Annotated in this window: 27 protein-coding genes, 1 pseudogene and 1 riboswitch; of the genes and pseudogenes, 20 read left to right on the forward strand and 8 right to left on the reverse strand. The window is 59.2% G+C overall.

The features are described 5' to 3' along the window. Nucleotides 1–8: 8 nt before the first annotated feature. The 4 genes from HYN24_RS00745 to cobU are packed head-to-tail and all read right to left on the reverse strand — an operon-like array spanning nt 9 to nt 3,068. Nucleotides 9–1,376: a response regulator gene (locus tag HYN24_RS00745; RefSeq protein WP_117607505.1), complete on the reverse strand. Its 1,368-nt coding sequence runs from the start codon at nt 1,374–1,376 to the stop codon at nt 9–11. Beyond that, nucleotides 1,376–1,984 (reverse strand): ATP-binding protein, encoded by a 609-nt coding sequence (locus HYN24_RS00750; protein ID WP_117607506.1) that lies wholly within the window; start codon nt 1,982–1,984, stop codon nt 1,376–1,378. The genes HYN24_RS00745 and HYN24_RS00750 overlap by 1 nt, the downstream gene beginning before the upstream one ends. A gap of 38 nt (nt 1,985–2,022) precedes the next feature. Continuing rightward, nucleotides 2,023–2,448: a Pvc16 family protein gene (locus HYN24_RS00755; protein ID WP_117607507.1), complete on the reverse strand. Its 426-nt coding sequence runs from the start codon at nt 2,446–2,448 to the stop codon at nt 2,023–2,025. A 50-nt stretch (nt 2,449–2,498) separates the two neighbouring features. Next, the gene (cobU, locus tag HYN24_RS00760) at nt 2,499–3,068 is read right to left on the reverse strand and encodes a bifunctional adenosylcobinamide kinase/adenosylcobinamide-phosphate guanylyltransferase (protein WP_117607508.1); all 570 of its coding nucleotides are present in this window, start codon (nt 3,066–3,068) and stop codon (nt 2,499–2,501) included. Between the two features lie 35 nt (nt 3,069–3,103). Further along, nucleotides 3,104–3,275: riboswitch (cobalamin riboswitch) on the forward strand. A gap of 80 nt (nt 3,276–3,355) precedes the next feature. Here cobU and cobT point away from each other — a divergent pair. From cobT to HYN24_RS00785, 6 genes and pseudogenes are all read left to right on the forward strand, one after another. Continuing rightward, on the forward strand, nt 3,356–4,408 hold the full coding sequence (cobT, locus tag HYN24_RS00765; RefSeq protein ID WP_117610148.1) for a nicotinate-nucleotide--dimethylbenzimidazole phosphoribosyltransferase: 1,053 nt from the start codon (nt 3,356–3,358) through the stop codon (nt 4,406–4,408). 5 nt (nt 4,409–4,413) lie between these two features. Then, entirely contained in the window at nt 4,414–5,175 is a 762-nt protein-coding gene (locus tag HYN24_RS00770) for an adenosylcobinamide-GDP ribazoletransferase (protein ID WP_117607509.1), read from the forward strand. Next, on the forward strand, nt 5,172–5,714 hold the full coding sequence (gene cobC / locus HYN24_RS00775; RefSeq protein WP_117607510.1) for an alpha-ribazole phosphatase family protein: 543 nt from the start codon (nt 5,172–5,174) through the stop codon (nt 5,712–5,714). The genes HYN24_RS00770 and cobC overlap by 4 nt, the downstream gene beginning before the upstream one ends. A gap of 180 nt (nt 5,715–5,894) precedes the next feature. Next, nucleotides 5,895–7,222 (forward strand): annotated as a pseudogene (locus HYN24_RS00780) (ABC transporter transmembrane domain-containing protein); the annotation flags it as partial. 36 nt (nt 7,223–7,258) lie between these two features. Further along, on the forward strand, nt 7,259–7,522 hold the full coding sequence (locus HYN24_RS16060) for a hypothetical protein (protein ID WP_240327796.1): 264 nt from the start codon (nt 7,259–7,261) through the stop codon (nt 7,520–7,522). Between the two features lie 124 nt (nt 7,523–7,646). Continuing rightward, complete coding sequence (locus HYN24_RS00785) at nt 7,647–8,534, forward strand: DUF6492 family protein (protein WP_117607511.1); 888 nt, start codon at nt 7,647–7,649, stop codon at nt 8,532–8,534. On the opposite strand, the gene HYN24_RS00790 is transcribed toward HYN24_RS00785, so the two are convergent. Next, nucleotides 8,531–9,187, reverse strand: coding sequence for a bifunctional 2-polyprenyl-6-hydroxyphenol methylase/3-demethylubiquinol 3-O-methyltransferase UbiG (locus HYN24_RS00790; RefSeq protein WP_117607512.1), 657 nt, complete (start codon nt 9,185–9,187; stop codon nt 8,531–8,533). The two genes, HYN24_RS00785 and HYN24_RS00790, sit on opposite strands and share 4 nt — an antisense overlap. 41 nt (nt 9,188–9,228) lie before the next feature. Here HYN24_RS00790 and HYN24_RS00795 point away from each other — a divergent pair, with 41 nt between their 5' ends. The 3 genes from HYN24_RS00795 to HYN24_RS00805 all read left to right on the forward strand — a co-directional run bounded on the left by HYN24_RS00795 (nt 9,229) and on the right by HYN24_RS00805 (nt 12,937). After that, nucleotides 9,229–10,563: a glycosyltransferase gene (locus HYN24_RS00795; RefSeq protein WP_205421417.1), complete on the forward strand. Its 1,335-nt coding sequence runs from the start codon at nt 9,229–9,231 to the stop codon at nt 10,561–10,563. Then, the gene (locus HYN24_RS00800; RefSeq protein WP_117607514.1) at nt 10,560–11,498 is read left to right on the forward strand and encodes a glycosyltransferase family 2 protein; all 939 of its coding nucleotides are present in this window, start codon (nt 10,560–10,562) and stop codon (nt 11,496–11,498) included. Before HYN24_RS00795 ends, HYN24_RS00800 begins: the two co-directional genes overlap by 4 nt. Nucleotides 11,499–11,560: 62 nt before the next feature. Further along, nucleotides 11,561–12,937: an O-antigen ligase family protein gene (locus HYN24_RS00805; RefSeq protein WP_162888558.1), complete on the forward strand. Its 1,377-nt coding sequence runs from the start codon at nt 11,561–11,563 to the stop codon at nt 12,935–12,937. Here the strand turns inward: HYN24_RS00805 and HYN24_RS00810 are convergent. Further along, a complete protein-coding gene (locus HYN24_RS00810) occupies nt 12,934–13,959 on the reverse strand; it encodes a glycosyltransferase family 9 protein (RefSeq protein WP_162888559.1) in 1,026 nt (341 codons plus the stop codon). The genes HYN24_RS00805 and HYN24_RS00810 overlap by 4 nt on opposite strands. A gap of 173 nt (nt 13,960–14,132) precedes the next feature. On the opposite strand from HYN24_RS00810, the gene HYN24_RS00815 reads away from it, so the two are divergent. Together HYN24_RS00815 and HYN24_RS00820 are read left to right on the forward strand one after the other, a co-directional pair. Next, nucleotides 14,133–14,930, forward strand: a complete 798-nt coding sequence (locus tag HYN24_RS00815) for a glycosyltransferase family 2 protein (RefSeq protein WP_117607517.1) — start codon at nt 14,133–14,135, stop codon at nt 14,928–14,930. Continuing rightward, a complete protein-coding gene (locus tag HYN24_RS00820) occupies nt 14,927–15,790 on the forward strand; it encodes a glycosyltransferase family 2 protein (protein ID WP_117607518.1) in 864 nt (287 codons plus the stop codon). The genes HYN24_RS00815 and HYN24_RS00820 overlap by 4 nt, the downstream gene beginning before the upstream one ends. An 18-nt stretch (nt 15,791–15,808) precedes the next feature. On the opposite strand, the gene polA is transcribed toward HYN24_RS00820, so the two are convergent. Next, a complete protein-coding gene (gene polA, locus HYN24_RS00825; RefSeq protein ID WP_117607519.1) occupies nt 15,809–18,529 on the reverse strand; it encodes a DNA polymerase I in 2,721 nt (906 codons plus the stop codon). 14 nt (nt 18,530–18,543) lie between these two features. On the opposite strand from polA, the gene HYN24_RS00830 reads away from it, so the two are divergent. The 9 genes from HYN24_RS00830 to HYN24_RS00870 are packed head-to-tail and all read left to right on the forward strand — an operon-like array spanning nt 18,544 to nt 24,177. Beyond that, entirely contained in the window at nt 18,544–19,272 is a 729-nt protein-coding gene (locus HYN24_RS00830) for a TIGR00730 family Rossman fold protein (protein WP_371413219.1), read from the forward strand. A 30-nt stretch (nt 19,273–19,302) separates the two neighbouring features. Next, nucleotides 19,303–19,632, forward strand: a complete 330-nt coding sequence (locus HYN24_RS00835) for a DUF2782 domain-containing protein (RefSeq protein ID WP_117607521.1) — start codon at nt 19,303–19,305, stop codon at nt 19,630–19,632. A 3-nt stretch (nt 19,633–19,635) separates the two neighbouring features. Next, nucleotides 19,636–20,562 carry a homoserine kinase gene (locus HYN24_RS00840; protein WP_117607522.1) on the forward strand — a complete coding sequence of 309 codons (927 nt, stop codon included), beginning with the start codon at nt 19,636–19,638 and terminating at the stop codon, nt 20,560–20,562. 9 nt (nt 20,563–20,571) lie between these two features. Beyond that, nucleotides 20,572–21,318 (forward strand): BPSS1780 family membrane protein, encoded by a 747-nt coding sequence (locus HYN24_RS00845; protein ID WP_117607523.1) that lies wholly within the window; start codon nt 20,572–20,574, stop codon nt 21,316–21,318. Nucleotides 21,319–21,320: 2 nt separating this feature from the next. Next, nucleotides 21,321–22,094, forward strand: coding sequence for a BPSS1780 family membrane protein (locus HYN24_RS00850; RefSeq protein ID WP_117607524.1), 774 nt, complete (start codon nt 21,321–21,323; stop codon nt 22,092–22,094). Then, nucleotides 22,087–22,740, forward strand: coding sequence for a nicotinate-nucleotide adenylyltransferase (gene nadD / locus HYN24_RS00855; protein WP_117607525.1), 654 nt, complete (start codon nt 22,087–22,089; stop codon nt 22,738–22,740). The genes HYN24_RS00850 and nadD overlap by 8 nt, the downstream gene beginning before the upstream one ends. Beyond that, nucleotides 22,740–23,105 carry a ribosome silencing factor gene (rsfS, locus tag HYN24_RS00860; RefSeq protein WP_117607526.1) on the forward strand — a complete coding sequence of 122 codons (366 nt, stop codon included), beginning with the start codon at nt 22,740–22,742 and terminating at the stop codon, nt 23,103–23,105. Before nadD ends, rsfS begins: the two co-directional genes overlap by 1 nt. After that, nucleotides 23,102–23,572, forward strand: coding sequence for a 23S rRNA (pseudouridine(1915)-N(3))-methyltransferase RlmH (gene rlmH / locus HYN24_RS00865; RefSeq protein ID WP_117607527.1), 471 nt, complete (start codon nt 23,102–23,104; stop codon nt 23,570–23,572). Before rsfS ends, rlmH begins: the two co-directional genes overlap by 4 nt. Next, nucleotides 23,572–24,177: a nucleoside triphosphate pyrophosphatase gene (locus HYN24_RS00870; protein WP_117607528.1), complete on the forward strand. Its 606-nt coding sequence runs from the start codon at nt 23,572–23,574 to the stop codon at nt 24,175–24,177. The genes rlmH and HYN24_RS00870 overlap by 1 nt, the downstream gene beginning before the upstream one ends. On the opposite strand, the gene HYN24_RS00875 is transcribed toward HYN24_RS00870, so the two are convergent. Further along, complete coding sequence (locus HYN24_RS00875) at nt 24,149–24,736, reverse strand: 4'-phosphopantetheinyl transferase superfamily protein (RefSeq protein ID WP_117607529.1); 588 nt, start codon at nt 24,734–24,736, stop codon at nt 24,149–24,151. The two genes, HYN24_RS00870 and HYN24_RS00875, sit on opposite strands and share 29 nt — an antisense overlap. Between the last annotated feature and the right edge of the window lies 1 nt (nt 24,737).

Below are 24,737 nucleotides of genomic sequence, written 5' to 3' on the forward strand. Positions count from 1 at the left end.
TCGCCTGACTAAGGTGGGGCGAGCGGCACCCCATTCGGGGCTTCTTCGTGCTTGATGCGCTTGAGGGCTACTTGCCGCTGGATTTCCCGCAGGTCTTTTTCCCGACCGTGCAGGGAATATTGGGCGCGTAGGGTGGCGAACACTTTCTTGGCATCGGCGCTGGCCATCAGTTGTTCGGCGTGCAGGTCAGCCAGTTCATGGTCGTTGAGGCCAAGGGCGGCGCGCATGATGTCCATGCGGTGGGTGGCCTCGAAATCGGCACTGAGCATGGCCGGGCGAAGCCCGGAAAAACGCGGGGTGCCCTTTTCCACCGAACTGATGGCGAGCAGTGCGGCGAAGCTGGCTTGTCCGGACAGGGTCATTTTTTGTACTTCCGTGTCCCGGATACCCAACAGGACTTTTTCGGCGGTGATCTTGTCGCCGGCATTGACGTGACTCCGGGCAATGGCCAGCCGATCTTCTGCCGATATGGCACCGGGCATGGTGTCATTGGCGATCACGTCAGCCATCGCCGCCAGTGCCACTTCGGTGTCGCCATTCAGCGTGGCGGCTTCAGCCAGCAGCCGTTTGCGAACGTAGTTGCGCGGTGTTTTTTTGGCCATTTCATCGAGAATCTGCTGGGCTTCGCTGTGTTCTCCCTGGGCCATGCAGATGCTCGCCTTGAGATCACCGGCATCGAAAAAATGCGGCGTTTCGGCGACCACCCGGTCAATTTCCGCGCGGGCCTCCTGCAGGCGGTTCTGCTTGTGCAAGGAACGGGCGACGCCAGCCCGGGCCCACGGGAACTCAAAGTTTTCGAGAATGTCTCGATAGGCGCTTTCGGCTGATTTTGCATCACCGCTGGCCAGGAAAACCTCGGCTCGCTGACGCAGGACTTCGAAGCGGTAAGGCCGTCCGGCTTCGCTCTTGCCGGTCGCTTCGAGAATGGCCAGGGCTCTGGCGTATTCCTGCTTGCGTTTCTCTTTGTAATAGGCGGCGAAGAACAGTTTTTTGGCGACGATTCGTTCCAGGCGCAAGAGCAGCTTGTCTGGTGAAAATGGTTTGATGATGTAATCGTCGGGGATCAGTTCAACGGCGGAAACGACCTGTTCGTAAGTCTGTTCTCCGGTGACCATCATGAAAATCGTTTCGTCTGCCAGCAGGCTGAAACGGCGGAGCTCTTCCAGCAGTTGCTGGCCGGAGCGTCCTTCGCCCAGCATGTAATCGCACAGGATAATGTCAGGGGCATTATTGCGGATGCGAAAAATTGCATCCTGGTAGTTGGTGGCGAATTCGACTGAAAAGGCACCCAGCTGCAAGGCCACGGTGCGCAGGGCGTCACGCGCTTGTGGCTGGTCGTCAATGACGAGAAAACGCTTTTTGCTGTAGTCGGCCATCAGGGTAGGCGCAGCTCGAAACGGGCACCCCCCAGTGCGCCGTGGTTGCTCAAGTGCAGGCTGCCTTGCCGGCTTCGGCGATGGTGCAGTTGGGCCAGACGTTCGGCGACCATCAGGCCGGTTCCTTGCGCCGGTGGTAGTGAAGTGAAGCCCGGACCATCGTCGTCAACACACAGGGATAGCCAGCCATCGTTTACCGTGGCGCTCAGGCATACCTCTTGGCGAGCGTAACGTCCGGCATTCTGGACGGCATTGTTGAGCATGTCGGTGATCAGGTCGCGGTCAAGCGGCCATTCGTCTACAACAGTGCAATTGACTGTGAGGGCAATGTTGCGGACGGCCAGATGCTTCTGCTGGGCGAGCATGACTTCGTCGCAGATGTCGCCGACGATGGCGGGCGTGATGGCGGCAACAGCATCCTGGCGCAGCAGGTGGTAGGCAGTCAGGGTGCGCGACAGGCGGGTGGCGGCGGATTCGATGGCGTAACGGGCTTCTGCCATCTCAATGCCATGCTCCGCCTCACTCGCGGCGATCAGGGATTCGGCGATAAATAGCTGGTTCTTGGCGTCGTGAACGCCCGAGGCGAGAATGTCGAGCTGTTTATGCATGCTTTGTCTCCAGCTGTTTTTTTCTCAAGCATAACCTGTCAGGCCGTAGAACGCAGCGTATATGCGAGACATAGGCGCAGCGGAATGGCGGCGGCAGTGAACAGATCGGTCAGTTCGCTGGTGCTCAGGGTGGCTGGCATGACGCTGACCCGCCCGTTGCCGACCGCGAAAACCGGCGTCTCGAGCAAGGCGCGGCGGGCCGATTCGAGGGCGGCTATAGTCTCGCTATCGAGATTCGTACTGGACAGGACGAGAAAGTGAATGGCCGGGGCCGGGGCGCTGGTCAGCGGATCGCTGTCGGCCGCACGGGGCAGGGGGGTGCTGCGCACCCGCGTATCTTCCTCGATGCGCCAGGGCCAGATGTAAAGGCCGGGGGCTTCTGCGGGGCGACTGACGCTGACCGGCAGCGTGGCGTGTTGCTCGAGAACCTGGCACAAGGCGGTCAGGCGGGCGAAAAGAGGCATGGCGTTCTCCTGAACGTGCCGGGTGGCTGTTCAGGCTAGCACAATGCAGCTCAGCGGGTTGTCTGCTTCAGACAGAGTGGCAAACCGGCAGCGACCAGGGTGACCTGATCACAGACCGTTGCGATGCGCTGATTGAGCCGGCCCTGTTCGTCGGCAAACAGGCGGGACACGGGATGCATCGGCACGATTCCCCAGCCGACTTCGTTGGAGACCAGGATGATGTGGCCGGGCAATTGCGGTAACAGCTCGACGAGTGCGGCGGTTTCGTCACGGAGCAGGGGACAGGCGATGGCCTCGCCGGCCTCGGCCTGCGCCGCCGCCTGACCGGCGAAGATCAGATTGGACAGCCACAGGGTCAGGCAATCGACCAGTATGCAGGTGTCTGCTGCGGCCAGTTCGCGCAGGCGGCTTGCCAGGTGCAGGGTTTCCTCGACACAGCCCCAGTCGGCCGGCCGGCGTTCACGGTGATGGGCGACGCGGCGGGTCATTTCGCCATCGAGGGCTTGAGCGGTGGCGAGGTAGACCACCTTAAGGCAGCGTTGGCTCGCCGATTCGCGGGCCCGCTGTTCTGCCAGCAGGCTCTTGCCGGAACGGGCTCCGCCGAGAATAAGTTCTTTCATGCCGGCACTTTAGGTGATTGCATAGCCAACCGGCAAGCCGGATAATTCGTCCCGATTCGACGTAACGGAACCCGGTGCAATTCCGGGGCGGGCCCGCCGCTGTAATCGGGGACGGCAGCTGCACGATGCCACTGGTGAAAGCCGGGAAGGCGCAGCGAACCGGCTGATCCGAAAGCCAGAAGACGTGTCGAGTCCTCTTGGGAAACCTGTGGACAGGGTTTCGCGGCCGTGCCTTGGCGATTTTCGCCTGGCGTCGCCGCGAGGCCCTTTTCCTTTTGGAGAATCGGATGCATTCGTTTCAGATTACCGCCCCGGACCGGGCCATTGAAGCCTCACTGATCAACAAGGTCGACCGCAAGACCAAGCCGCTCGGTGCGCTTGGCCTGCTCGAACGTACGGCGATCAGGGTCGGCCTGATCCAGCAGCGGCTCGATCCGCAATTCGGCCAGCCGCATCTGCTGGTTTTTGCCGGCGACCACGGGGCGGCCAAGGCCGGTGTCTCGGCCTACCCGCAGGATGTGACCTGGCAGATGGTCGAGAACTTTCTGGCGGGTGGTGCAGCGATCAATGTCTTCGCCCGGCAGAACGGGCTGCATCTGGCCATCATCGATGCTGGTGTCGCCCATGATTTCGGCAAGCGGGCCGGGCTGATCGATGCCAAGGTGGCGTTCGGTACGGCGAATTACATCGAGGCAGCCGCGATGAGCGCTGATCAGTGTGCGCAGGCCATCGCGCGCGGCGCAGAAATCAGCCGCAATCTGGCAGCCAATGGCTGCAATGTCGTCGGCTTTGGCGAAATGGGTATCGGCAATACGGCGTCGGCCTCGCTGATTACCCATTGTCTGACCGGTCTGCCGCTGGCCGAATGCATCGGTCGCGGCACCGGCCTGGACGATACCGGGCTGGCCCGCAAGCACGCGTTGCTCGAAACGGCGCTCCAGCGCTATCGCGCAGCCGGCGGCGGTAACGAGCCATTGGCGGTGCTGGCCGAATTCGGTGGCTTTGAGATCGCCATGATGGTTGGTGCCATGCTTGGCGCGGCAGAAGCGAGGATGACCCTGCTCATCGATGGTTTTATTGTCAGTGCGGCGGCATGGGTGGCGACCCGTCTGGCCCCGGCGCTGGCCGACTATTGTGTGTTCTGCCACCGCTCGGCCGAGGCGGGGCATCGCGCCCAGTTGTCGGCGCTCGGTGCCGAACCTTTGCTTGACCTCGGTCTGCGACTTGGCGAAGGGACCGGCGCGGCGCTGGCCTTTCCGCTGGTGCAGGCATCACTCAATTTTCTCATCGAAATGGCCAGTTTCGAATCGGCCGGCGTGTCCGACAAAAACGCGGACTAGGTCTGATGCTACGTCACGAGCTGGAATATTTCTTCGGTGCCATCCGCTTTTTTACGCGGCTGCCAGTACCCGGCTGGGTCGGGCATTCGGCCGAGGCGCTCAATCATTCGGCACGCTACTTTCCGGCCGTCGGCCTGATCGTCGGCGGCATTGGTGCACTGGTCTATCTTTGCGCGGTAATGCTTTGGCCGCAGCCGGTGGCCGTGCTGCTGTCGATGACGGCAACCATTTATGCAACCGGGGCTTTCCACGAGGATGGGCTGGCTGACACCGTTGATGGCTTCGGTGGTGGCTGGAATAAATTACGTATCCTCGAGATCATGAAGGACTCGCGGGTCGGCAGCTACGGTGTGGTGGCGATGGTATTGGCGCTGCTCGGTAAATTCACCCTGCTTTCTTCGCTTGATGGCGCCCTGGTTCCCTTTGCCCTGATCGCCGGCCACGCCCTGTCACGCTTCTGCGCCACGACCCTGTTGGCGACGATGGATTATGTGCGCGAGGATATGCAGTCGAAAGCCAAGCCCCTGGCCACCCGGCTGTCCGTGGGTGCGATGCTGGTCGGGCTGGCCTTCGTGCTGCCGGCACTGGGTTTTCTGCCCTTGGCCAAGGGGCTGGCTGGTGGCGTGATGGCGGCGCTCGTCACGCTCTGGCTGGCGGCCAAATTTCGGCGCTGGTTGGGCGGCTATACGGGCGACTGCCTGGGGGCGACGCAGCAGCTTAGCGAAATCGCCTTCTATCTCGGGCTGCTGGCGAACTGGCTGCCATGATCCTGCATCTGATCCGCCACCCTAAGCCGATGATCGAAGCGGGTATTTGCTATGGAAGAAGCGATCTTCCGGCCGCCATTGAGTCGGCCGACCTTGCCCGTCTGCGCACCGAGTTGCCGCCCGGTCTGCCGGTGTGGAGCAGCCCGCTACAGCGCTGCCGCGTACTGTCGGATCAACTCCATGCGCAGCCGATCATCGATGACCGGTTGGCCGAAATGAATTTTGGCCATTGGGAAGGGCGGCCGTGGGATGAGATTCCCCGGTCGCAACTCGATGCCTGGGCGGCCGATATCGCGAACTATGCGCCACCCGGAGGCGAGTCTCCGACTGCCTTGCAGCAGCGAGCGCTGGCTTTTGTTGCCGGGTTGACCGTGCCGGAGGCGGTAATGGTTACCCACGCCGGGGTTATCCGGATGTTGCTGGCGCACTGGCTGGGCCTGCCGCCAGCGCGGTGGAACGAGTTGCAATTCGAATTTTCGACAGTGACCACGGTTTCCCTGACCCACGACAGCGCCGACCTGATCCGTCTGAATCGGTAGAATGTCGACTTTCGTTTCGAATGACCGCACTCTGTGACTCAAAATTCAAGCCCGGCCTATTCCAATAGCCAGATTTATCGCCGCCTGCTGACCTGGGTGCAGCCGCACTGGCGGGTTTTTGCCCTGGGTGTGCTTGGCATGGTGTGCACGGCTGCTACTGAGCCGCTATTCCCGGCTCTGATGAAGCATTTGCTCGATAGCGGCTTCGTCGCCAAGGACGAGCGCGACATTGTCCTGATTCCGGCAGCGATGATTGGCATTTTTATTTTTCGCGGCATGTCTACCTACGCCAGCGGCTACTCAATGGCCTGGGTCGCCGCGCGGGTCGTGCTTGATCTGCGTCAGGCCATGTTCCGGCGCCTGCTCAGCCTGCCGACCCGGTTCTACGACGACCAGTCGACCGGTGTCCTGATTTCCAAGGTGGCCTACGACGTCACCAACGTCACCCAGGCCGCCACCGGTGTCATCACCACGGTCATCCGCGATACCCTGACCATCCTCGGCCTGCTCGGCTTCCTGCTCTATCTTGACTGGAAACTGACCCTGATCGCCCTCACCGTCGGACCGGTCATCCTCGGCGTCATCAAGATTTTCAGCAAGCGCCTGCGGGCTGCCAGCCGCTCAGGCTATTCCGCCATGGGCCTGATTACCCACATCCTTGAAGAGGCGGTCGGGGCGCACAAGGTAGTGAAGATTTTTGGCGGCCAGAAATACGAGGCAGCTCGTTTCGACGAGGCGACCAATGTCTATCGTCGGGCGACCATGCGCGAAGCTGCGGCGGCATCAGCAACCGTGCCGCTGACCCAGGTCGCTGCATCGTCCTCGGTTGCGATCATTACTTACCTCGCCCTGCGTCAGTCGGCAGGGCCTGATGGCACAACGGTTGGCGAATTCCTCTCTTTCATTACAGCACTGCTCATGCTGCTCGCCCCGGTCAAGCGCTTGACCGATGTCAGCAACCCACTGCAGCGTGGTCTGGCCGCAGCAGAAAGCGTGTTCCAGGTCCTCGATGAAATTCCCGAAGATGATCTAGGCCAGTATGAACTGCCGCGCGCTAACGGCCATCTGACATTTGATCAGGTTAATTTCGCCTATCCGGGGACCAGTCGCCCCGCGTTGCAAGACATCAATCTGGATATCCTGCCCGGCCAAACGGTGGCGCTAGTCGGTGCATCGGGAAGCGGCAAGACGACAATGGCGGCACTCATTCCGCGCTTTTATCACCTGAATGCCGGACGCTTGCTGCTGGATGGGCATCATGTCGAGGAACTCAAGCTCGAAAGCCTGCGCAACAATATCGCGTTGGTCAGCCAGGATGTTGTGCTGTTCAACGATACGGTCCGCGCCAACATTGCTTACGGTTATGCCGGCCTGTCGAGTGAAGAAGAGATTATTACTGCGGCCAAGGCGGCCAATGCCTGGGAATTCATCAACCAGATGGATCAGGGGCTGGATACCGAAGTGGGTGAAAACGGCGTCAAGCTGTCGGGGGGCAGCGCCAGCGCCTGGCCATCGCGCGGGCTTTCCTAAAAAATGCACCTGTCTTGATTCTCGATGAGGCGACTTCGGCCCTTGATACCGAATCCGAACGTCTGATCCAGGCCGCCTTGGACACACTGATTCTTGGCCGGACGACTATCGTGATTGCCCACCGCCTGTCGACCATCGAACGTGCAGACCTGATTGTGGTGCTGGATCAGGGGCGCATCGTCGAGCGCGGCAGGCATGCGGAGTTGTTGGCGCTTGATGGGGTGTATGCCAAATTACAGCGTTTGCAGCACGATAACGTTGGTTCCCTGGCTGGCTGATTGAGCGTCAGATCGGGCCCCTGTCCGAGGCTGGTTTAACTGTTCGTCTATTCTTGGTGCGGAGTTCGCTGAGTGATAGAACGGAAGAATAGATTTTCCTTTTTTAGCTCCTGGTGAGTGCCGCATGCGTAAATTGTCACTGTACTGTAAGAGCTTTAGGCGCGATCTTTTGCGCGCTGGACATCTTGCTGAATCGATTGGTCGTTATAACCGTGAAGGATTGCCGTTCTACATGTCAGTTCCAGCGGCTGACCTGGAGATGTTCCGGCAACACCTGACGGGGACAAGCGTGATCCTGCTGTCCGATGAGTCGATCATTGCGGCCAACCCGAAGCACGATATCGCGCAAATCAATGCCCTTCCAGGCGGCATTTCGCAGCAGATCGTCAAATCCGAATTCTGGCGACTGGGCCATAGCGAATGTTATGTCTGCCTCGACTCTGATGCTGAGTTCCTGCGCGACTTCAGCGAGGACGACTTTATTGCGCCGGATGGTAGTCCTTATACCGTGATGACGGAAGGCAAAGAACTGTTTGAGTTCTGCGACCGCTATCGCTATCCGCAGGTCAGGAAGGACATATCCCGTGAATGTGCTGAAGCGCAGGCATTCTTTGATCGGCCTGGTCGCCAATTTATATTTGCGATTCCTGCGGTGTGGTCGGTAGAAGTATGGAAAACGCTGGATCGCGAAGTACTTGTACCGATGGGTATTTCGTTTGCCGAGTTGATTGTGCGGTTTCCATATGAGTTGCGAATCTATGGAGAAGTGTTGCTGAAATACAGGCCCATTGTCCTCTGGCCGTGTGAGCCGTTATTTAAGATCTATTACTATGAGAGCCAGTATTTTTTCGACCAGAAGAGAAAAATTGGAGACAAGGAGTTACAGAAAAACTATCTGGGGGTGCTTCGGCAGTCGAACTGGAATTTGGTACATTGCGGATCATCTGACAAGCATTTGGCATCGAGGCTTGTCCGTTCGATCAAGCGTTATATCCGCTACCTTGGCGTTTAGTATGGCTTTTGGGCGGAGAGAATGAATTGGGTAGCCAACAATCCTTCCAGTCCGAGTTTGCCGAGCAGTTTCTTTTGGGGGCGCTCCAGTCCGGTCGTCAGGTAGGCTTCCACTTTTGCCCCAGATGCCTCGGCGAGTTGCTTGGCCGATGCCAGGGTAAAAAATCGCAGGTGAGTTCTGTCCAGAATGCCATCATCGGTGTAGTCGAAGCGACCTTTGAGCACTAGGGCGGAAAGGATGTGGTAATTGCGGATGTTTGGTACGCTAATGATGAAGCGTCCGCCTGGTTTCAGAAGGCAGTCAATGTCGCGCAATGTTTGCCACGGATTAATCAGGTGTTCGAGTACATCTAAAAACAAAATCAGATCAAGTGACTGTTCCGGTATGTCCGGCAATTTTTCCTCGATATTCACCGTGGAAAACGTGTCAATTAATGCCAGTGCTTCATCGTCTGGCTGAGAGAAAGGCTCCACGCCAGCGACCCATTCGCAATAGTCCTCTTTTTTTAGCCAGGCAAGTGTTTGCCCCTGGGAGCAACCCACTTCAAGCGCCCGCAGTTTCCGTTCTTTGGTAAGTAACGGGGCGATTTCTTTGCGGGCCCGGGAAAAGTAGGCGTCATTTTTTTGTTGGTAGAGGTTGTCGGTGGGGCTCATCGGGACGTTGTCATTCAGTTAAATCGGCGTTGTATTCTACAATGACACTTGCTCAGCCCATTCCAACACCAATGCCTCATTTCCTCATTCTCTCGCATGGCTTCAATATGGATGGCCGGGCTGCCAGTCAGACCATTACCGACAAGCTGCCATTCCTTTCTGCTCATGGCGTACATTTATCTGTCCTGTCAGCGGTGACCGGAATCAGGGATAAAGCGGTTACACATCAGCAACTATTGCCCTGGGGGCCATCCGGGCTGCGTTTCGATCTGCGGCACATGTTGCGTCTTCGTATCGGGAAGGGATTTGCCTATCGCATGATCATGCTCGTCGTATCTATTGTCTTGCTACCGCTTATCGTTTTGGAGCGCGCCCTGTTCGGACTGCAGAGCCAATGGTCGTGGGCGTTCCCTGCTGCTATTCGCGGCGCACTGATGCTTCGGAAAACTGCTGGCACAGTCGTGTATTCGACCGGCGGTGCCTATTCTGCGCATTTGGCTGCCTACTGGCTCAAGCGCTGGCTTGGGGCGCCGTGGATTGCCGAAATCCATGATCCCATGGTTCGGCCGGGGCAGGTGCCGCAGACGCGGGATCAGCGCTTTCAGGCATGGCTCGAAAAAATGATCTGTACCCATGCCGACCGCGTCTGGTGGTTTACGGAGGGTGCTTTGCGCGGTGCGCAGGCCCGAAATCCGCAACTCGCGGCGCGTGGTTTTGTTGTTTTTCCTGGCGCCAATCCACCGACGGTTCAAGCAAGTTACCGTCGTGGCGAGCAATTGGTCTTCGCCCATTTTGGGTCGCTGGATGCGACGCGTAGTCTGGCCCCCTTTGTTCGGACACTGGGCCAGTGGCTGCAACGGTATCCGGAACGACGCCGGCAGATCCGCGTCGACATCTACGGAGGCGCACTCGATACCGACAGCAGTAAGCTGGCTGAAACGCTGGGAATCGAGTCTCTCATGGTTTGCCATGGGCGACTGGAAGCTTGTCCAGAGAGTGGGTTGTCCGGTCGTGAGCGGGTCATGATCAAGATGCATGAGGCGGATTGTCTGTTGCTGATGCACGGAATGATTCCAGAATGTCCCGAATACATTCCGTCCAAGGTTTATGAGTATTTCTGGACGAGGCGTCCGGTGCTTGCGTTGACCTGGCGCAATCCGCAACTTGATCGACTGGTCATCGAACATGGTGGATACGTTGCGCCGACAGACGATCAGGCGGCAATTCTCAACGGCATTGACAGCATCTATGCTGATTGGTCAGCGGGTTGTTTGACGATGACACCGGAGGCATCGCCGCCACTCGGTGTCGAGCAGGCTGTCCGGCGCATCCTCGATGAATGCGGGACTGCCGGACTGGTGGGAGAAAATAAATGACCCGGGCGGCGCTGATTGTTCTGGGCTACGGGCAATTCGATAAGCTCACCCGCCATTGCCTTGATTCGGTACTACCTGCCGCCATCAGCTTGGGCGTTCCTGTATTGGCTGTAGACAACGCTTCGCCGGATGACAGTGCCAGCCAGTTGCAGGCGTATGGCGAATTGCATCCTGAGTTGCGCGTCTTGCTTACCGGGGAGAACCTTGGTTTTGCCGGTGGCATGAATCTTGGAGTCGCTGCCACCGATGCTGATTGGATCGTACTGGTCAATAGCGATACCCGTTTTGCCTCAGATGCCCTGGCGCGGCTGATTGATGCTTTCGGCCGTGCTGCAGCGGATGTGGGCATCATTGGTCCCCTCACCAACGCTGCGGGCAACGGTCAATACCTGGCGCTCGAAGGGGAAACGCCGGAAACGGTTATTGCTTCTGCCGGCCGCCTGTTGGCCGATGATACGGGGGTACTAATTCCTTGTTACCGGGCCGATTTTTTCTGTGTCGGTATCCGCCGTTCTCTGTGGGCCAGTTTGGGTGGTCTCGATACTGTCTTCGGCAAAGGTTATTACGAGGATTTCGATTTCAGCATGCGGGCCCTGCGACTCGGCTTTATTTCCGCCATTTGCGAAGATGCCTTTGTTTATCACGCTGGGAGCTCAAGTTTCAAGCGAACCGCGGAGCAGAAGCAGTTGATTCGGCGCAACAAGGAAATTTTCCTGAGTCGGCATCCTGATGCCCGCATGCCCCACAGAAGAGACGACAATCTTGCCGTTCTTATCGCGTATGCGCGGTTGAAGCAGAGCGGGGTCTGGAACGAAGCTTTGGAAACTCGGCAGAAGCTGCGTGCCGTCATGCTTATGTCCGACTTGCCGCGTAATCCGCTGAAGCGCTGGTTGTGGCGCCGCAAGGTGAGAAAATCAGGTGTTGAAACTTCATGACAATATCTCCGGTCAGACAAATCTTGTCCGCTGTTTGCAGCTTGCATGGGTGGGCGGTTTCGTTGTTCATTGTCCTCCTCGCGACCCTGTTGGCGATATTGCCTTTTCCAAACCTGCCGGTGTTGAGGCATTCTCTGCTTTTGCTGTTTGTGCTGCTGGTGGTTTTTCGGTGCTCCGGCTGGAGTGTTCGCTTCCTGCATGAGCCGCTAGTGGCCTTATGGGTGGGCTTCCTATTTATCTTTCCGTTGTTGACTGCGGATGCGTCGTCAACACTGGTTAACATGGGCAGGCAATGGTGGCCTGCCGGATTGGCCTTGATGGCAACATCCCTTGTTGGTCGCATGGCCGTGCCTGGGTGGCGAGACGAGGGTCTCTGTCTAGTCTTGGGGCTGGCCAGTGCCGTGCCTTTAATGTTGCATCTAGGGATGGTCTTGTTCGTGTGGTGCGGGGTGTTGCCGGCTAGTGTTGGTTTCTGGTCGGGAGATGGGGGCCCGGCGCAGATTCAGAGTGCGGCACCGGGATCGATAGAGGCATTTCCTTGGGGCTATTGGGGTGTCCACCTGCACCATGCAGATATTGGCTATGCAGCACTACAGTCAGTTGTGCTATTGATGGCCGCCGGCAGGTCGATGACTGGGAAGGCGAGGGCGCGGCTGGCGATACCCCTCATGCTTTGCCTAATTTGTCCTTTGATCAGCCACTCAAGAGCCGGTGTCATTTTCGTATTGCTCGCAATGTTTGGCTTGCCGGCGATCTGGATACTGTCGACCTACCAGTCTCGGCAATGGAAAACACTGGCTGGTTTAGCCGCTGTCGCGCTTGTCTTGGCGGGCGGGCTGTTAATGTTTGCTGGACACACAGACGGTCGCTGGTTGGGCATGGTCAATCGACTTGCGCAGGGTTTTTCTGGCGATCCGCAAGTGCTCTACTGTGAGGGGCAAGAGGCATACGGTGCTCGACTTAAGCTGGAGCGTCCCGAGTTGTCCCCGATTGATCTGGCCGATATCCAGACAAAGGTTGCTAATGGCGATGGAACCCGTGTGGCGCTGGCGCGAATCGGTCTTGATCTTGTGCTTGAACATCCGCTGGGCATCGACGGATCGAAGCAGTCGTTTGAGAAGGCGCTACGTCAGCGCTGTGCACAACCTGCCATTCTGATGGCGCATTCGCACAACGGCTGGATCGATACGGCCTTGGCGCTGGGCTGGTTGGGGGGGCTGCTCTACTTTTTGTTGCTGGGGTCGTTTTTTCTGACCGGCTGGCGCGCCCTATCGATGGATGGACGTCAAAATACGTGGGCGCTTGTGCTGGCCGGATTGTCGCTCTTATGGATAGCGCGTGGCGTGTTTGACTCGGTTTACCGCGATCACATGCTGCTGATGCAAGCGCTGGTACTAGGTTTTGCCTATGCCCAGGTCAGGGCGCGATTGCAGAGTTAGGCGTCTGCAAGTAAAGCGCTTGCTGCCGTTGCAACACGTTCGACGCTGATTTCCACAAGGCAGCGACTCTCGCTCTCAAGGTGACGGTCGCAACCTTCGAGCAGGCAAGGAACACAGTCTCCTTCGCCCTGAATCAGCCAAACATTCCCGTGTCGGCGACTGCCACGGCTTGCCCATGGGCTTTCATGGCTGTTCCAGCCGTTTGGCCACGGACCCCACTTAATAGGATTGGAGGGGCCGAACAGCGCGATGGTGGGCGTTCCTGCTGCAGCCGCAATGTGGGTGACAGCTGTGTCCGGGCCCACATATAGCCGAGCCTCCCGTAATAGCTCAGCTGTTTCGGCAAGCGAGAGCTGACCTGCCAGCGAGCGGCAGGCATGTGGTCTGGATGCGGCAATGGCGTTGACGTAGGCTGCTTCTTCCGGCGCGTTGCTGCCAGTCAGGAGTACTTGTAACGACTGCTCGCGCAGCCAGTCGATCAGTGCGGACCAGTTTTCCTGACGCCACATTTTGTAGCGGAACTTTGGGTTGGGATGGATGACCGCATAGTTTTGGCTGTCTAGGCCAAGTTCATTCTTGCGCTGAACCCAGCGGCTTGGCGAGCAGCGCGGTGTCTGGACTTCGGCAATTGGGGGAATGCCCAGTGACTCAAGCAATTGCAAGCCCATGCAGATGGTGTGCGTGTGGAGATTGTCAAAAGGAATGGCGAGGTCGAGAAGGCGGCGCTGGGCCCACTGATGTTTTTCATCCGTGAGAAAGCCACGTGATTTAGCTGATGCCGCTGCCGCGAAAATTCGGGCACGGTCACTGGGCGTTGCGGCAATCGCTAGGTCGTAGCGGCGCCATATACGGGCAAACTGGCTGACTTTCTCTCGCAAATTAACGCGCTGCGGAAAGATGAGGATTCGGCCCACGTCTGGATTGCCTTCGAGTACACCCTGGGTGCCAGGTAGAACCAGAAAGTCGACCTCGATATCGGGCCAGGCATTTTTTAACGAGTGTGCCAAAGGGGTGGCCAGCAATACATCGCCAATCCGTTGGGTGCATACCAACAAGACGTTTCGGGGCTTGAGGATGGGGTCAGGGGGCGAAGTTAAGGCAGACAAGAGTGGGGAATGATCGGAAACGGTAAAGTATTTATAATACACCGCTCACCTCGCCGGCCTGAATTGACGAAGCTGCGGGAGGGCGTCAAATGAAACACAGCGGCGGTAATCGGGGCGCTGTTCGTAATGAAAAGGCCGGCATGAAACTCTCCGTCGTAGTGATCACAAAGAACGAAGCGCACTGCATTGGAGACTGTTTACGCTCGGTGTCGTTTGCCGATGAAGTGATCGTTCTTGATTCTGGAAGTAGCGACAAGACCGTGGAGATTTGTCGGGGTCTCGGGGCCAGGGTCGAAGTGACCGATTGGCCTGGATTCGGGCCACAGAAAAATAGAGCGCTCGATTTTGCCCGGGGAAATTGGGTACTGTCGCTCGATGCTGACGAAGCGGTGACTGACGCCCTGCGTGAGGAAATCCTTCAGGTCATGGAAGCAGGTGTATCCAATGTTTACATGATGCCTCGTCTTTCCTCTTATCTGGGGCGTCCCATGCGTCACTCCGGCTGGTGGCCGGATTATGTCGCCCGTCTTTTCCGGCGGGGTAGCGCACGGTTTTCTCCAGATTTGGTTCATGAAAAGCTCGTTTTTTCCGAGCGTCCGGGGCATTTGCGAGCCCATCTGGAGCACGAGGCATTTACCAGCCTTGAAGAAGTGATCGACAAGATGAACCGCTACTCAAGCGCTGGTGCCGAAATGGCTCGGCAAAAGGGAAGGGGCTCATCCCTTGGGCTGGCCGTTCTGAAGGGGCTGGTTGCCTTTTTGCGGACCTACGTCATACGCGCCGGATTTCTCGATGGTCGCGAAGGATTCATGCTCGCAGTTTCCAATGCCGAAGGTACTTATTATCGTCAAGTGAAACTGATGCTTCTGAATGACAGGCAACGATGAGACTTTCCCTCATCGTCACCACCTATAACCGCCCGGATGCATTACGGGCCGTCCTGCTTTCCCTTGCCGCTCAGACGGACTCCGGCTTTGAGGTTCTCGTTGCCGACGATGGCTCCCGACCCGAGACTGCAGCGGCGATTGCCGACGCGGCGATTGATTTTCCGGTGCCACTGGTCCATCTTTGGCAAACTGATGACGGCTTCCGTGCCGCTGCCGCGCGCAATCTCGCGGTGGCTGCCAGTGGTGGTGATTATCTGGTCTTTATTGACGGCGATTGTGTCCTGCGTCCCGATTTCGTCGCCCGCCACCGGGCGCTGGCCGAAGCAGGCTGGTTCGTTGCCGGTAATCGCATCCTGCTGGGCAAGGATTTCACCATCAACGCCTTGCTGGCGCCGTACCCCCGCCTCCATTTTGATAGCCGTTTGGCCTGGCTGGGGCGTCGGTTGTCGGGAGCCATCAACCGTTGGCTGCCGCTTTGTTTTGTGCCCGGTCAGGGCTGGCGGAAATCGCAGCCAAATCGCTGGAAAGGAGCGCGGACCTGCAATCTGGCTATCTGGCGCAGTGATTTTGATAGCGTGAATGGTTTTGACGAGGCATTTCAGGGTTGGGGGCATGAGGATGCCGACCTTGCCATTCGGCTGTTGCATGCTGGCGTGCGCCGGAAGGATGGTCGCTTTGCCACTGCCGTCCTGCATCTCTGGCACCATGAAAATGACCGGTCGAACTTGCCCGAAAATGAGCGCCGTCTGGCCGAGATTCTGGCCGGGGACCGGGTCCGGGCGCAGCAGGGTATTGATGCCTATACCGTGGAGCAGGTGAGCGCCGGGCGCCGCCAGCAGTTTGGCCCTAACACTGCTTGATGTCGGCCCAGATCGGATTCAGTGCGCCGCCTCCCAGTTCGCCCCAACACCTACCTCGACAACTAGCGGCACTTTCAACTCGGCTACCTGACTCATCAGTCGCGGCAGATGGGTGCGGATTTCCATCAGTTCGGCATCCGGTACTTCGAGCAACAGTTCGTCGTGCACTTGCAGGACGAGGCGGGATTTCAGGGCTGATTTTTCCAGCCAGTCCTGCACGGCGATCATCGCCAGCTTGATCAGGTCGGCCGCTGTGCCCTGCATCGGCGCGTTGATGGCGGCGCGCTCAGCGCCCTGGCGGCGATTGCCATTGCTTGAACGAATCTCGGGGAACCACAGTCGGCGGCCGAAGGCGGTTTCGACATAGCCCTTTTGCCGGGCCATTTCGCGGGCTTCTTCCATGTAGGCGGCAACGCCGGGGTAACGGGCGAAATAGCGGTCGATGTAGGTTTGCGCCGCGCTGCGCTCAAGTCCGAGCTGGCGGGCCAGGCCGAAGGCGCTCATGCCGTAGATCAGGCCGAAGTTGATGCTCTTGGCGACGCGACGCTGGTCGGGGCCAACTTCGAGCGGTGTGACGCCAAAGATTTCGCCGGCTGTGGCGCGATGTACATCCTCGCCCTGCGCGAAGGCGTCGAGCAGGCGTTCGTCGCTTGAGAGGTGGGCCATGATGCGCAGTTCGATTTGCGAATAGTCGGCTGACACGATATGGCTGCCGGGTGGGGCGATGAAGGCGGTGCGGATTTTGCGCCCCTCTTCGCTGCGCACCGGAATGTTCTGCAAATTGGGGTCGCTTGAGGCCAGGCGCCCAGTTACCACGGCGGCTTGCGAGAAGTGAGTATGCACTCGTCCGGTCTGTGGATTGACCATGCGCGGTAGCTTGTCGGTGTAGGTGCCCTTCAGCTTCGACAGGCTGCGATGTTCGAGCAGGAGCTTGGGCAAGGGGTAGTCGAGGGCCAGTTCGGAGAGCACTTCTTCATCGGTGGAAGGGCCGCCCGAAGGCGTTTTTTTCTTGACCGGAAGGGCCAGTTTTTCAAACAGGATCTCGCCCAGTTGCTTCGGCGAGGCGAGGTTGAAGGGTTGGCCAGCCAGTTCGTAAGCCTGGGCCTCAAGGGCCATGATCTTCTGGCCCATCTCGTGGCTCTGGCGGGCCAGGACATCGCTGTCGATCAGGATGCCGTTGCGCTCGATCTGCCAGATGACCTGACGGGCCGGCATTTCGATGTCGTGATAAATGCGCGACAGGCCGGCTTCGTGGGCAAACTGTGGGTGCAGGACGTTATGGACGCGCAGGGTGACGTCGGCGTCCTCGGCGGCATAGGTGGCGGCGCGTTCGATATCCACCTGATCGAATCCGATTTGCTTGGCGCCCTTGCCGCAGAGGTCTTCGTAGGCGATGGTGGCTAGTCCCAGGTGGCGGGTGCACAACTGGCCGAGGTCGTGGCCCTTGTCCGACTCGATGACGTAGCTTTGCAGCATGGTGTCGTGGGCGATGCCGGCCAGCGAGATACCGTGGTTGGCGAAAACATGCTGGTCGTACTTGGCGTTTTGCAGGACTTTTTTGTGTTCGCTGCTTTCCAGCCAGGATTTCAGCTTGGTGAGCACTTCTTCGCGCGGCAACTGGTCGGCGACGCCGGGGGCGGTATGGGCGAGCGGAATGTAGCAGGCCTCACCGGGCGTGACCGATAGCGAGATGCCGACAATGCAGGCAGCAAAAGAGTCGAGGCTGGTTGTTTCGGTGTCGAGTGCGGTTAGTTCGGCAGCGTTAATCTTGGCCAGCCAGTCGTCGAATTGCGGCCAGCTCAGTACCGTTTCGTAGCAGAGCTGAGTGGGGACGGTCGGGGTGACCGGCGTTGCTGCCAACCCTTCGCGGGCGGGCACCGCGGCGGCTGCTTCGGGGCCGTCGATTTCGCCCAGCCAGGTGCGGAACTGGTAGCGGCTGTAAAGTTCGCGCAGGGTGTCGGTGTCGCGGGGTGTGACGGTCAGCGAGCTAGGTGCTGGCAGATTGGAGAGGTCGCAGGCAACCGTCACGAGTTTCCGACCGAGCGGCAGAAAGCCGAGGTGGTCACGCAGGTTCTGGCCGACGACACCGCCGATGTCGTCGGCGTGGGCGACGATTGCATCGAGCGAGCCGTATTGCGTTAGCCACTTGAGGGCGGTTTTCGGGCCGCACTTGGCAACGCCGGGGACGCCGTCGACCGTATCGCCAACCAGGGCAAGGTAATCAACGATCTTGTTCGGCGGGACGCCGAACTTGGCTTCGACACCGGCTTCGTCGAGCAATTCGTTGCTCATCGTGTTGTACCAGCGGACGAGCGGATTGACCAGTTGAGTCAGGTCCTTGTCCCCCGTGGAAATCAGGGTATTGATGCCGTGCGCTGCGGCTTGGGTGGCCAGCGTGCCGATAACGTCGTCAGCCTCGACCCCGTCGACCATGAGCAAGGGCCAGCCGGCAGCCTTGATGGCAGCGTGCAAGGGTTCGATCTGGCTGACCATGTCGGTCGGCATGGGCGGGCGGTGTGCCTTGTATTCCGGGTACCAGTCGTCGCGGAAGGTCTTGCCCTTGGCATCGAAGACGACGGCCTTGTAGTCTGCCTTGTGGTCGGTCTCGAGACGACGTAGCATGTTCAGAACGCCGTAGATGGCACCCGTCGGCTCGCCCGCCTTGTTGCGCAGTTCAGGCAGGGCATGGAAGGCGCGGTAGAGATAGGACGAACCGTCCACCAACAATAAGAGAGGCATAAGGAGTAATTCGGGTGACTGAGAGCGATAAGCTGGTGATGGGCGTTGAGACCGAGGCCCTGCTGAAAAACACGACGGCCCGCGAGTCCTGGCGGATATTCGGCATTATGTCAGAGTTCGTTGAGGCGACTGAACGTCTCGCCGCCATCCGGCCGGCCGTGACCATGTTCGGCAGCGCCCGCGTGCGGCCTGATTCACCCTATTACATGCTTGCCGAGCAGACCGCCCGCCTCCTGTCGGACTCCGGTTTTTCGGTCATTTCCGGCGGTGGCCCCGGCATCATGGAAGCCGCCAACAAAGGCGCCTTCTTTGGCAAGTCGCCCTCCGTCGGCCTCAACATCCAGCTGCCGCACGAACAGGCCAACAATCCCTATCAGGATATTTCACAGACCTTCCGTCACTTCTTCGCCCGCAAGTACATGTTCGTCCGCTTCGCCAGCGCCTATGTCGTCATGCCCGGCGGTTTCGGTACGCTCGACGAACTGATGGAGGCGCTGACCCTGATCCAGACCGGCAAGGCACGCAAGATTCCGTTGATTCTCGTCTGTTCGGAATTCTGGGGCGGCATGATCGACTGGTTCAGGGAGCGGCTGGTCAGCGAGGGGATGGTCGACGCCGAAGACATGAACCTTATCCAGCTTATCGATGAGCCGGAAAAAGTCGTCGAAGCCATTTTCAAGCACTACGAGGCTCGTCCATTCGGCCCACTGCCGAACGAACACGAGATGCTCCTCAACCTGTAAAATCGACACATCATCACCGAGGATTCGAACATGCGCCGCCTTATTCCCCTACTGCTCCTTGCCGCCTTGCCTGTCTGGGCGCAGAAAGGCGATCTCCAGCCCTTGCCGGCTGTGCCGCCACCGCCACCGGGCATGGAAGCCTTCGATGAGGCACTCGAGCCGCAAGTCACCATTGTCAAACGCGAAACTGAGACCCGCGAGGAATACCGTATCAAAGGCAAGCTCTACATGGTCAAGGTGACGCCGGCAGTTGGTCCCGCCTACTACCTGGTCGACAACCATGGGGACGGCCAGTTCATCCAGGCCGATATCGCCCAGCCGGTGGTCAAGCCACCGATGTGGATCATCCATAGCTGGTAAGGTTTGTCCGTCTATACCACGGTTGGTCGGGATGAGCTTGCTGTCTGGCTCCAGCCCCTCGGTCTCGGCGAACTGATTGATCATGCCGGCATCGCTGCCGGCATGCAGAACTCCAATTATTTTGTGACGACGGCCGCTGGTCGTTTCGTTCTGACGCTGTTCGAAGGCCTCGACACCTCCGCCCTCGATTTTTATCTTGCCTTGCAGGATAGCCTGGCGCACAGCGGCATTCCCTGTCCGCGCCCGTTGGCAGCCGGTGACGGGCGTCAATGGCGCTGGCTGGCCGGTAAACCCGCAGCCCTGCTCACCTGCCTGCCAGGTGCTGCCCTCGAATTGCCCAGGGCCACGCATTGCAAAGCGGTGGGTGATCTTTTGGCCCGCCTCCACCGGGCAGCGTTGCGCCTGCCCAATCCCTTGCCCAATCCGTGTGGTGAAGCCTGGCGGCAGGCGACGGGCGAAAGCCTGTTACCGATGCTCGCGCCGGAAGAGCGCGCATTGCTGGCTGATGAACTGGCTTTCCAGTCGGCTCAGGATTATTCGGCTTTGCCGCGCGGCATCATTCACGCCGACCTCTTTCGCGACAATGTGTTGTGGGATTGCGATGATCGACTGTCCGGCATCCTCGATTTCTACTTCGCGGGCGAGGATGTCCTGCTCTTTGATCTGGCCGTTGTCGCCAACGACTGGTGTGCTGACGAGATGGCGCTGGATGCGCTGATCGCCGGCTATCAAGGACAACGTCCGCTGAGCGAGGCTGAAAGAGTCGCCTGGCCGGCCATGCGGCGGGCTGCCGCCTTGCGTTTCTGGTTGCTCCGGCTGGAAGTCAGGCATCGGCCACGGCGGGGAGAAGTGGTAACGATCAAGAATCCGACACACTTTCAGCACATGTTGGCGCGTTTTCGCCTTGCTCCCGAAGCGCTGCCCCGTTAGCATCCGCGCATGAGCGAAACTCCTGTTTTCCCGATGGCGCCGACCCGTTTTACGGGCGACAGCCGTGAAGTCGATCCCGGTGCCTGTTTTGACTGGCTGCGTCAGGGCTGGACCATGTTCCTCGTTAATCCGGGGGTGTGGATCGGCAGTACGGTCCTGTTACTGATCATGCTCATGGCCATTTCCATCGTGCCCCTGTTTGGGCAGATCGCTGCGCACCTGCTGGTGCCGCTCTTCGGGGCGGGCATGATCAAGCTGTGCCGACGCCTGGGTGAGGGTGAAGAGCCTGAAATTGCCGATCTGTTTGCCGGTTTTCGCCATAATGCCGGGCAATTGGTCATGGTTGGCGTCTTCTTTGCGATGGGAATCTTCGGCATTGCCTTCGTCGCCTTTTTGCTCGTCAGCGGCGGCATCATTGGCGGAGGCATCACTGGCAAGGTCGCCGGCTTCGGCATTGCCCTTGGCGGTGTCATGCTGGCCGGATTGCTCGTCATGGTGCTGTCGGTACCGGTCATTATGGCGACCTGGTTCGCGCCAGCCCTGGTTTTGCTGCACGACATGCAAGCGCTCGATGCGATGAAAGCGAGCTTTGCCGCCGGAGCCAAAAATTTCCTGCCGATGGCCATCTTTGCCATTTTTCTCGTGGTGGCGCTGTTCTTCGCCATGCTGCCGGTCGGCATGGGCTTGCTCCTGCTCCTGCCGGTTGCCTCCGGCGCGGTCTACGTCTCCTACCGCGACATCTTCGTGGGGAGTTGAGCATGCGCGCCCAGACACTGCCTTCGGCCGCGGGCTGGAGCTGGATAATGACCGGCTTTGCCATCTTCCGCCGTAATCCGCTGGTGCTCGGCATGCTCGTGCTGACCTACTGGTTTACGGTGATTTTCCTCAATATTCTGCCCTTTATCGGCACACTGGCCGCCTCGCTGATTATCCCGGGGCTGTCGGTTGGCCTCATGCAGGCGGCCCGTCAGGTCGAACGCGGTCAGCCGATTGGCGTACAGACCCTGTTCGGCAGCCTGAAGGAAAACGGCCGCACCCTGATCGCTCTTGGTGCCCTCTACCTGTGCTGCACGCTCGGCATTCTCGGCCTGTCCGCGTTGCTTGATGGTGGTGACATGTTTCATTTCATGATGGCCAGTAGCCGCGCCGAAAGACTTGCCGCCGAAGACGCTGATTTCATCGCGCCGGCACTATTCGTCATGGTCATGATGACGCCGGTCATGATGGCCTACTGGTTTGCCCCGGTGCTTGCTGCCTGGCACCACCTGTCGCTGGGGCGCTCGCTGTTCTTCAGCCTGGTCGCCTGCTGGATCAACTGGCGGGCTTTCCTTGTTTATGGTGTTGGCCTGATGTTGGTGGCCGGCATCGCGCCCGGCGTCCTGCTCGGTCTGTTGCTGCTGATTTTTCCCGATGCAGCGAATTTCATTGCGGCCGTTATTACCATGCCGATGGTGCTGGTCATAGCGCCGACCGTGTTCGCCAGTTTCTACGCCTGTTACCGCGACATCTTCGGCATCTCCGAAATTGTCTGAGCCGCTCGGCCTCTTCGGAGGCACCTTCGACCCCGTCCATTTTGGTCATCTCAGGCTGGCTGAGGAGGCCGTCGCCCATCTCGGGCTGGGGGGGGTGCGCTGGATTCCGGCCGGTCAGCCGCCGCATCGCGGCACGCCTCAAGTTACGGCGGGGCAGCGTCTGGAGATGGTGCTGCGGGCCGCCGATAACAATGACCGATTTTCTGTCGATACCAGCGAAGTCGACGCCGCAGTCCCAAGCTATACGGTGCACACGCTCGAGCGCTTGCGCCAGGAGCTCGGGGCCGATCAGTCGCTGGTCCTGCTCGTCGGGGCCGATGCCTTTGCCGGCCTGGCCAGTTGGCATCGCTGGCGCGACATTTTTGCTCTGGCGCATGTGGCCGTGTCGCACCGGCCGGGTTTTCCGGTGGAGGCGAGCAGCCTGCCACATGAACTGGCGACCGAATTTTACGACCGTCGCCTGAGTGATGTCGGCGGGCTGAAACAATCGCCAGCCGGGGGCATTGTCACTTTTGCCATGACCCAACTCGCCATCTCGGCGACGCAAATCCGCAAGCTGTTGGCCAACGGTTTATCGGCGCGTTATTTGCTGCCCGATGCCGTTCTCGACTATATTCACCTTCACCAACTCTATAAAAGTACCTGATGGACATCCGCAAGCTGCAAAAAATTATCGTTTCCGCCCTCGAAGACATCAAGGGCAAGGACATCGAAGTCATCAACACATCGAAGCTGACGTCGATGTTCGATCGCATCGTCATCGCCACCGGTGACTCCAACCGCCAGGTCAAGTCGCTGGCCAGCAACGTCCAGGAAAAGGTCAAGGAAGCTGGTGCCGAAGTCATCTCGACCGAGGGCGAAGACGGCGGTGAATGGGTGCTGGTTGACCTCGGCGATATCGTCGTCCATGTCATGCAACCCAACGTGCGTCAGTACTACAACCTTGAAGAACTCTGGTCAGCCACCCCTGCCCAGCGTCGCAAGGCCGTGGAGCAGGCCCGCGACGCATGAAGTTGGCGGTGCTCGCCGTCGGCCATCGTCAGCCAGCGTGGGTGAACGAAGGCTGTGCCGAGTACCTCAAGCGCATGCCGCGCGAACTGCCGGCTAGCGTCACTGAGATCAAGCCTGAAGCACGTGGTTCCAAAACCCGCGAACAATTGCTCGCCGCCGAGAAGGGCCGCATCCGCGATGCCTTGCCGGGCAGTTGCCGGATTGTCGTGCTCGATGAGAAAGGTGACGACCTGACCACCCTCAAGCTGGCCAAGAGGCTGGAGGTCTGGATGCAGGACGGGCGCGACGTAGCCTTGCTGATCGGTGGCGCCGACGGACTGGATGAGGAATTCAAGGCGCAGGCTGACGACCGTTTGCGGCTGTCCAGTCTGACACTTCCACATGGCATGGCGCGTCTGCTATTGTGTGAACAGTTGTATCGTGCTGTCAGCGTCCTGAAAAACCATCCATACCACCGGGAGGGGTGATGCGTATCTATCTAGCTTCGCGCAGCCCGCGCCGTCGCGAGTTGCTGCATCAGATCGGCATTGACTTCGATACGGTCGTCTTTCGCGACGGTAAGCGGGCCGATAGCGAAACTGATGAAACGCCACTGGTCGGTGAGGCTCCCGTTGATTACGTCGAACGCGTAGCCAGGGCCAAGGCGGTGCATGGCCAGCGCATTGTCAAGGAGCGCCGCCTGCCGATGCGTCCCGTCCTGTCGGCTGATACGACACTTGAACTGGATGGGGAAATTATCGGCAAACCGGTCGACCGGGCCGATGCCGCCGCCATCCTGCGTCGCCTGTCGGGGCGCACGCATCGTGTGCTAACGGGGGTTGCCGTCGATCATCAGGGGCGGAGCGAATATGTGTTGTCGACCAGTGAAGTAACCTTCCGCGAAATCGACGATGGCGAAATCCGCCAGTACGTGATGAGCGGCGAACCGATGGACAAGGCCGGTGCCTATGGCATCCAGGGGCGTGCCGGCATGTTCGTGGCCCACCTTGCCGGCAGCTATACCGGGGTCATGGGGCTGCCCGTTTGTGAAACTGGCGAGTTACTCAAGCGTTTGGGCTTTCGTCCTCTTTGAGCGTTGCCATGGCGCCGGTGTAGCCGGCCGGCAAGGCCAGTTTTTGCGTCCGGCATGGCAGCAGTTTCTCCGCCAAGGCCGTGCTCCATTCTTCCAGTCCTAAACCCAGGCATTTCAGGCTGGCCTCGTGTTTCGCCCAGTCCTGCGCAAATTGCATCAACTGTGCCGATGCCGGTAGCTCGGCGATTCGGCGGGCGCTGTCCGGGCCGAGATAGTCGCGGGCCAGTACTGCGATTTCTTCCTCTGGGAGCGGAGATGCCGGAACTCGAAGCAGATCGACGCCAATCGGGCCGGAATAATTGATGGCGACGAGCGAAAGTCCGCTTTCATGGCTGACTGAAATGCCGATCCGCCGATCTGTTCCGGCGATCTGTATTGGCTGACCTGGTACCGAGATCAGTTCGACCTGACCAAGTATTTCCCTGAGCACCTCACGAACGATCTGCCGGGCTGTCGAACGAAGCGACGTATCAGGCGTAGGGACGCCAACAATCAGCAACTCCGGTGTCTTGTCGAAGGTGACCGGCCAGTGCAGGACGGCCGCTGCACTGTGATTCATC

It is taken from the genome of Dechloromonas sp. HYN0024 (assembly GCF_003441615.1).
Lineage (GTDB): Bacteria > Pseudomonadota > Gammaproteobacteria > Burkholderiales > Rhodocyclaceae > Azonexus.

Excerpts from the sequence above, each read along its gene's own strand:
- HYN24_RS00845 (WP_117607523.1), top strand. The coding sequence starts at position 20,572 with ATGAGCGAAACTCCTGTTTTCCCGATGGCGCCGACCCGTTTTACGGGC.
- HYN24_RS00755 (WP_117607507.1), bottom strand. The coding sequence starts at position 2,448 with ATGCCTCTTTTCGCCCGCCTGACCGCCTTGTGCCAGGTTCTCGAGCAA.
- rlmH (WP_117607527.1), top strand. The coding sequence starts at position 23,102 with ATGAAGTTGGCGGTGCTCGCCGTCGGCCATCGTCAGCCAGCGTGGGTG.
- HYN24_RS00850 (WP_117607524.1), top strand. The coding sequence starts at position 21,321 with ATGCGCGCCCAGACACTGCCTTCGGCCGCGGGCTGGAGCTGGATAATG.
- HYN24_RS00835 (WP_117607521.1), top strand. The coding sequence starts at position 19,303 with ATGCGCCGCCTTATTCCCCTACTGCTCCTTGCCGCCTTGCCTGTCTGG.
- HYN24_RS00790 (WP_117607512.1), bottom strand. The coding sequence starts at position 9,187 with ATGAGCCCCACCGACAACCTCTACCAACAAAAAAATGACGCCTACTTT.
- polA (WP_117607519.1), bottom strand. The coding sequence starts at position 18,529 with ATGCCTCTCTTATTGTTGGTGGACGGTTCGTCCTATCTCTACCGCGCC.
- HYN24_RS00820 (WP_117607518.1), top strand. The coding sequence starts at position 14,927 with ATGAGACTTTCCCTCATCGTCACCACCTATAACCGCCCGGATGCATTA.
- HYN24_RS00800 (WP_117607514.1), top strand. The coding sequence starts at position 10,560 with ATGACCCGGGCGGCGCTGATTGTTCTGGGCTACGGGCAATTCGATAAG.
- cobT (WP_117610148.1), top strand. The coding sequence starts at position 3,356 with ATGCATTCGTTTCAGATTACCGCCCCGGACCGGGCCATTGAAGCCTCA.
- HYN24_RS00745 (WP_117607505.1), bottom strand. The coding sequence starts at position 1,376 with ATGGCCGACTACAGCAAAAAGCGTTTTCTCGTCATTGACGACCAGCCA.
- HYN24_RS00795 (WP_205421417.1), top strand. The coding sequence starts at position 9,229 with ATGACACTTGCTCAGCCCATTCCAACACCAATGCCTCATTTCCTCATT.
- HYN24_RS00815 (WP_117607517.1), top strand. The coding sequence starts at position 14,133 with ATGAAACACAGCGGCGGTAATCGGGGCGCTGTTCGTAATGAAAAGGCC.
- rsfS (WP_117607526.1), top strand. The coding sequence starts at position 22,740 with ATGGACATCCGCAAGCTGCAAAAAATTATCGTTTCCGCCCTCGAAGAC.
- HYN24_RS00770 (WP_117607509.1), top strand. The coding sequence starts at position 4,414 with ATGCTACGTCACGAGCTGGAATATTTCTTCGGTGCCATCCGCTTTTTT.
- HYN24_RS00875 (WP_117607529.1), bottom strand. The coding sequence starts at position 24,736 with ATGAATCACAGTGCAGCGGCCGTCCTGCACTGGCCGGTCACCTTCGAC.
- HYN24_RS00870 (WP_117607528.1), top strand. The coding sequence starts at position 23,572 with ATGCGTATCTATCTAGCTTCGCGCAGCCCGCGCCGTCGCGAGTTGCTG.
- cobU (WP_117607508.1), bottom strand. The coding sequence starts at position 3,068 with ATGAAAGAACTTATTCTCGGCGGAGCCCGTTCCGGCAAGAGCCTGCTG.
- cobC (WP_117607510.1), top strand. The coding sequence starts at position 5,172 with ATGATCCTGCATCTGATCCGCCACCCTAAGCCGATGATCGAAGCGGGT.
- HYN24_RS00785 (WP_117607511.1), top strand. The coding sequence starts at position 7,647 with ATGCGTAAATTGTCACTGTACTGTAAGAGCTTTAGGCGCGATCTTTTG.
- HYN24_RS00750 (WP_117607506.1), bottom strand. The coding sequence starts at position 1,984 with ATGCATAAACAGCTCGACATTCTCGCCTCGGGCGTTCACGACGCCAAG.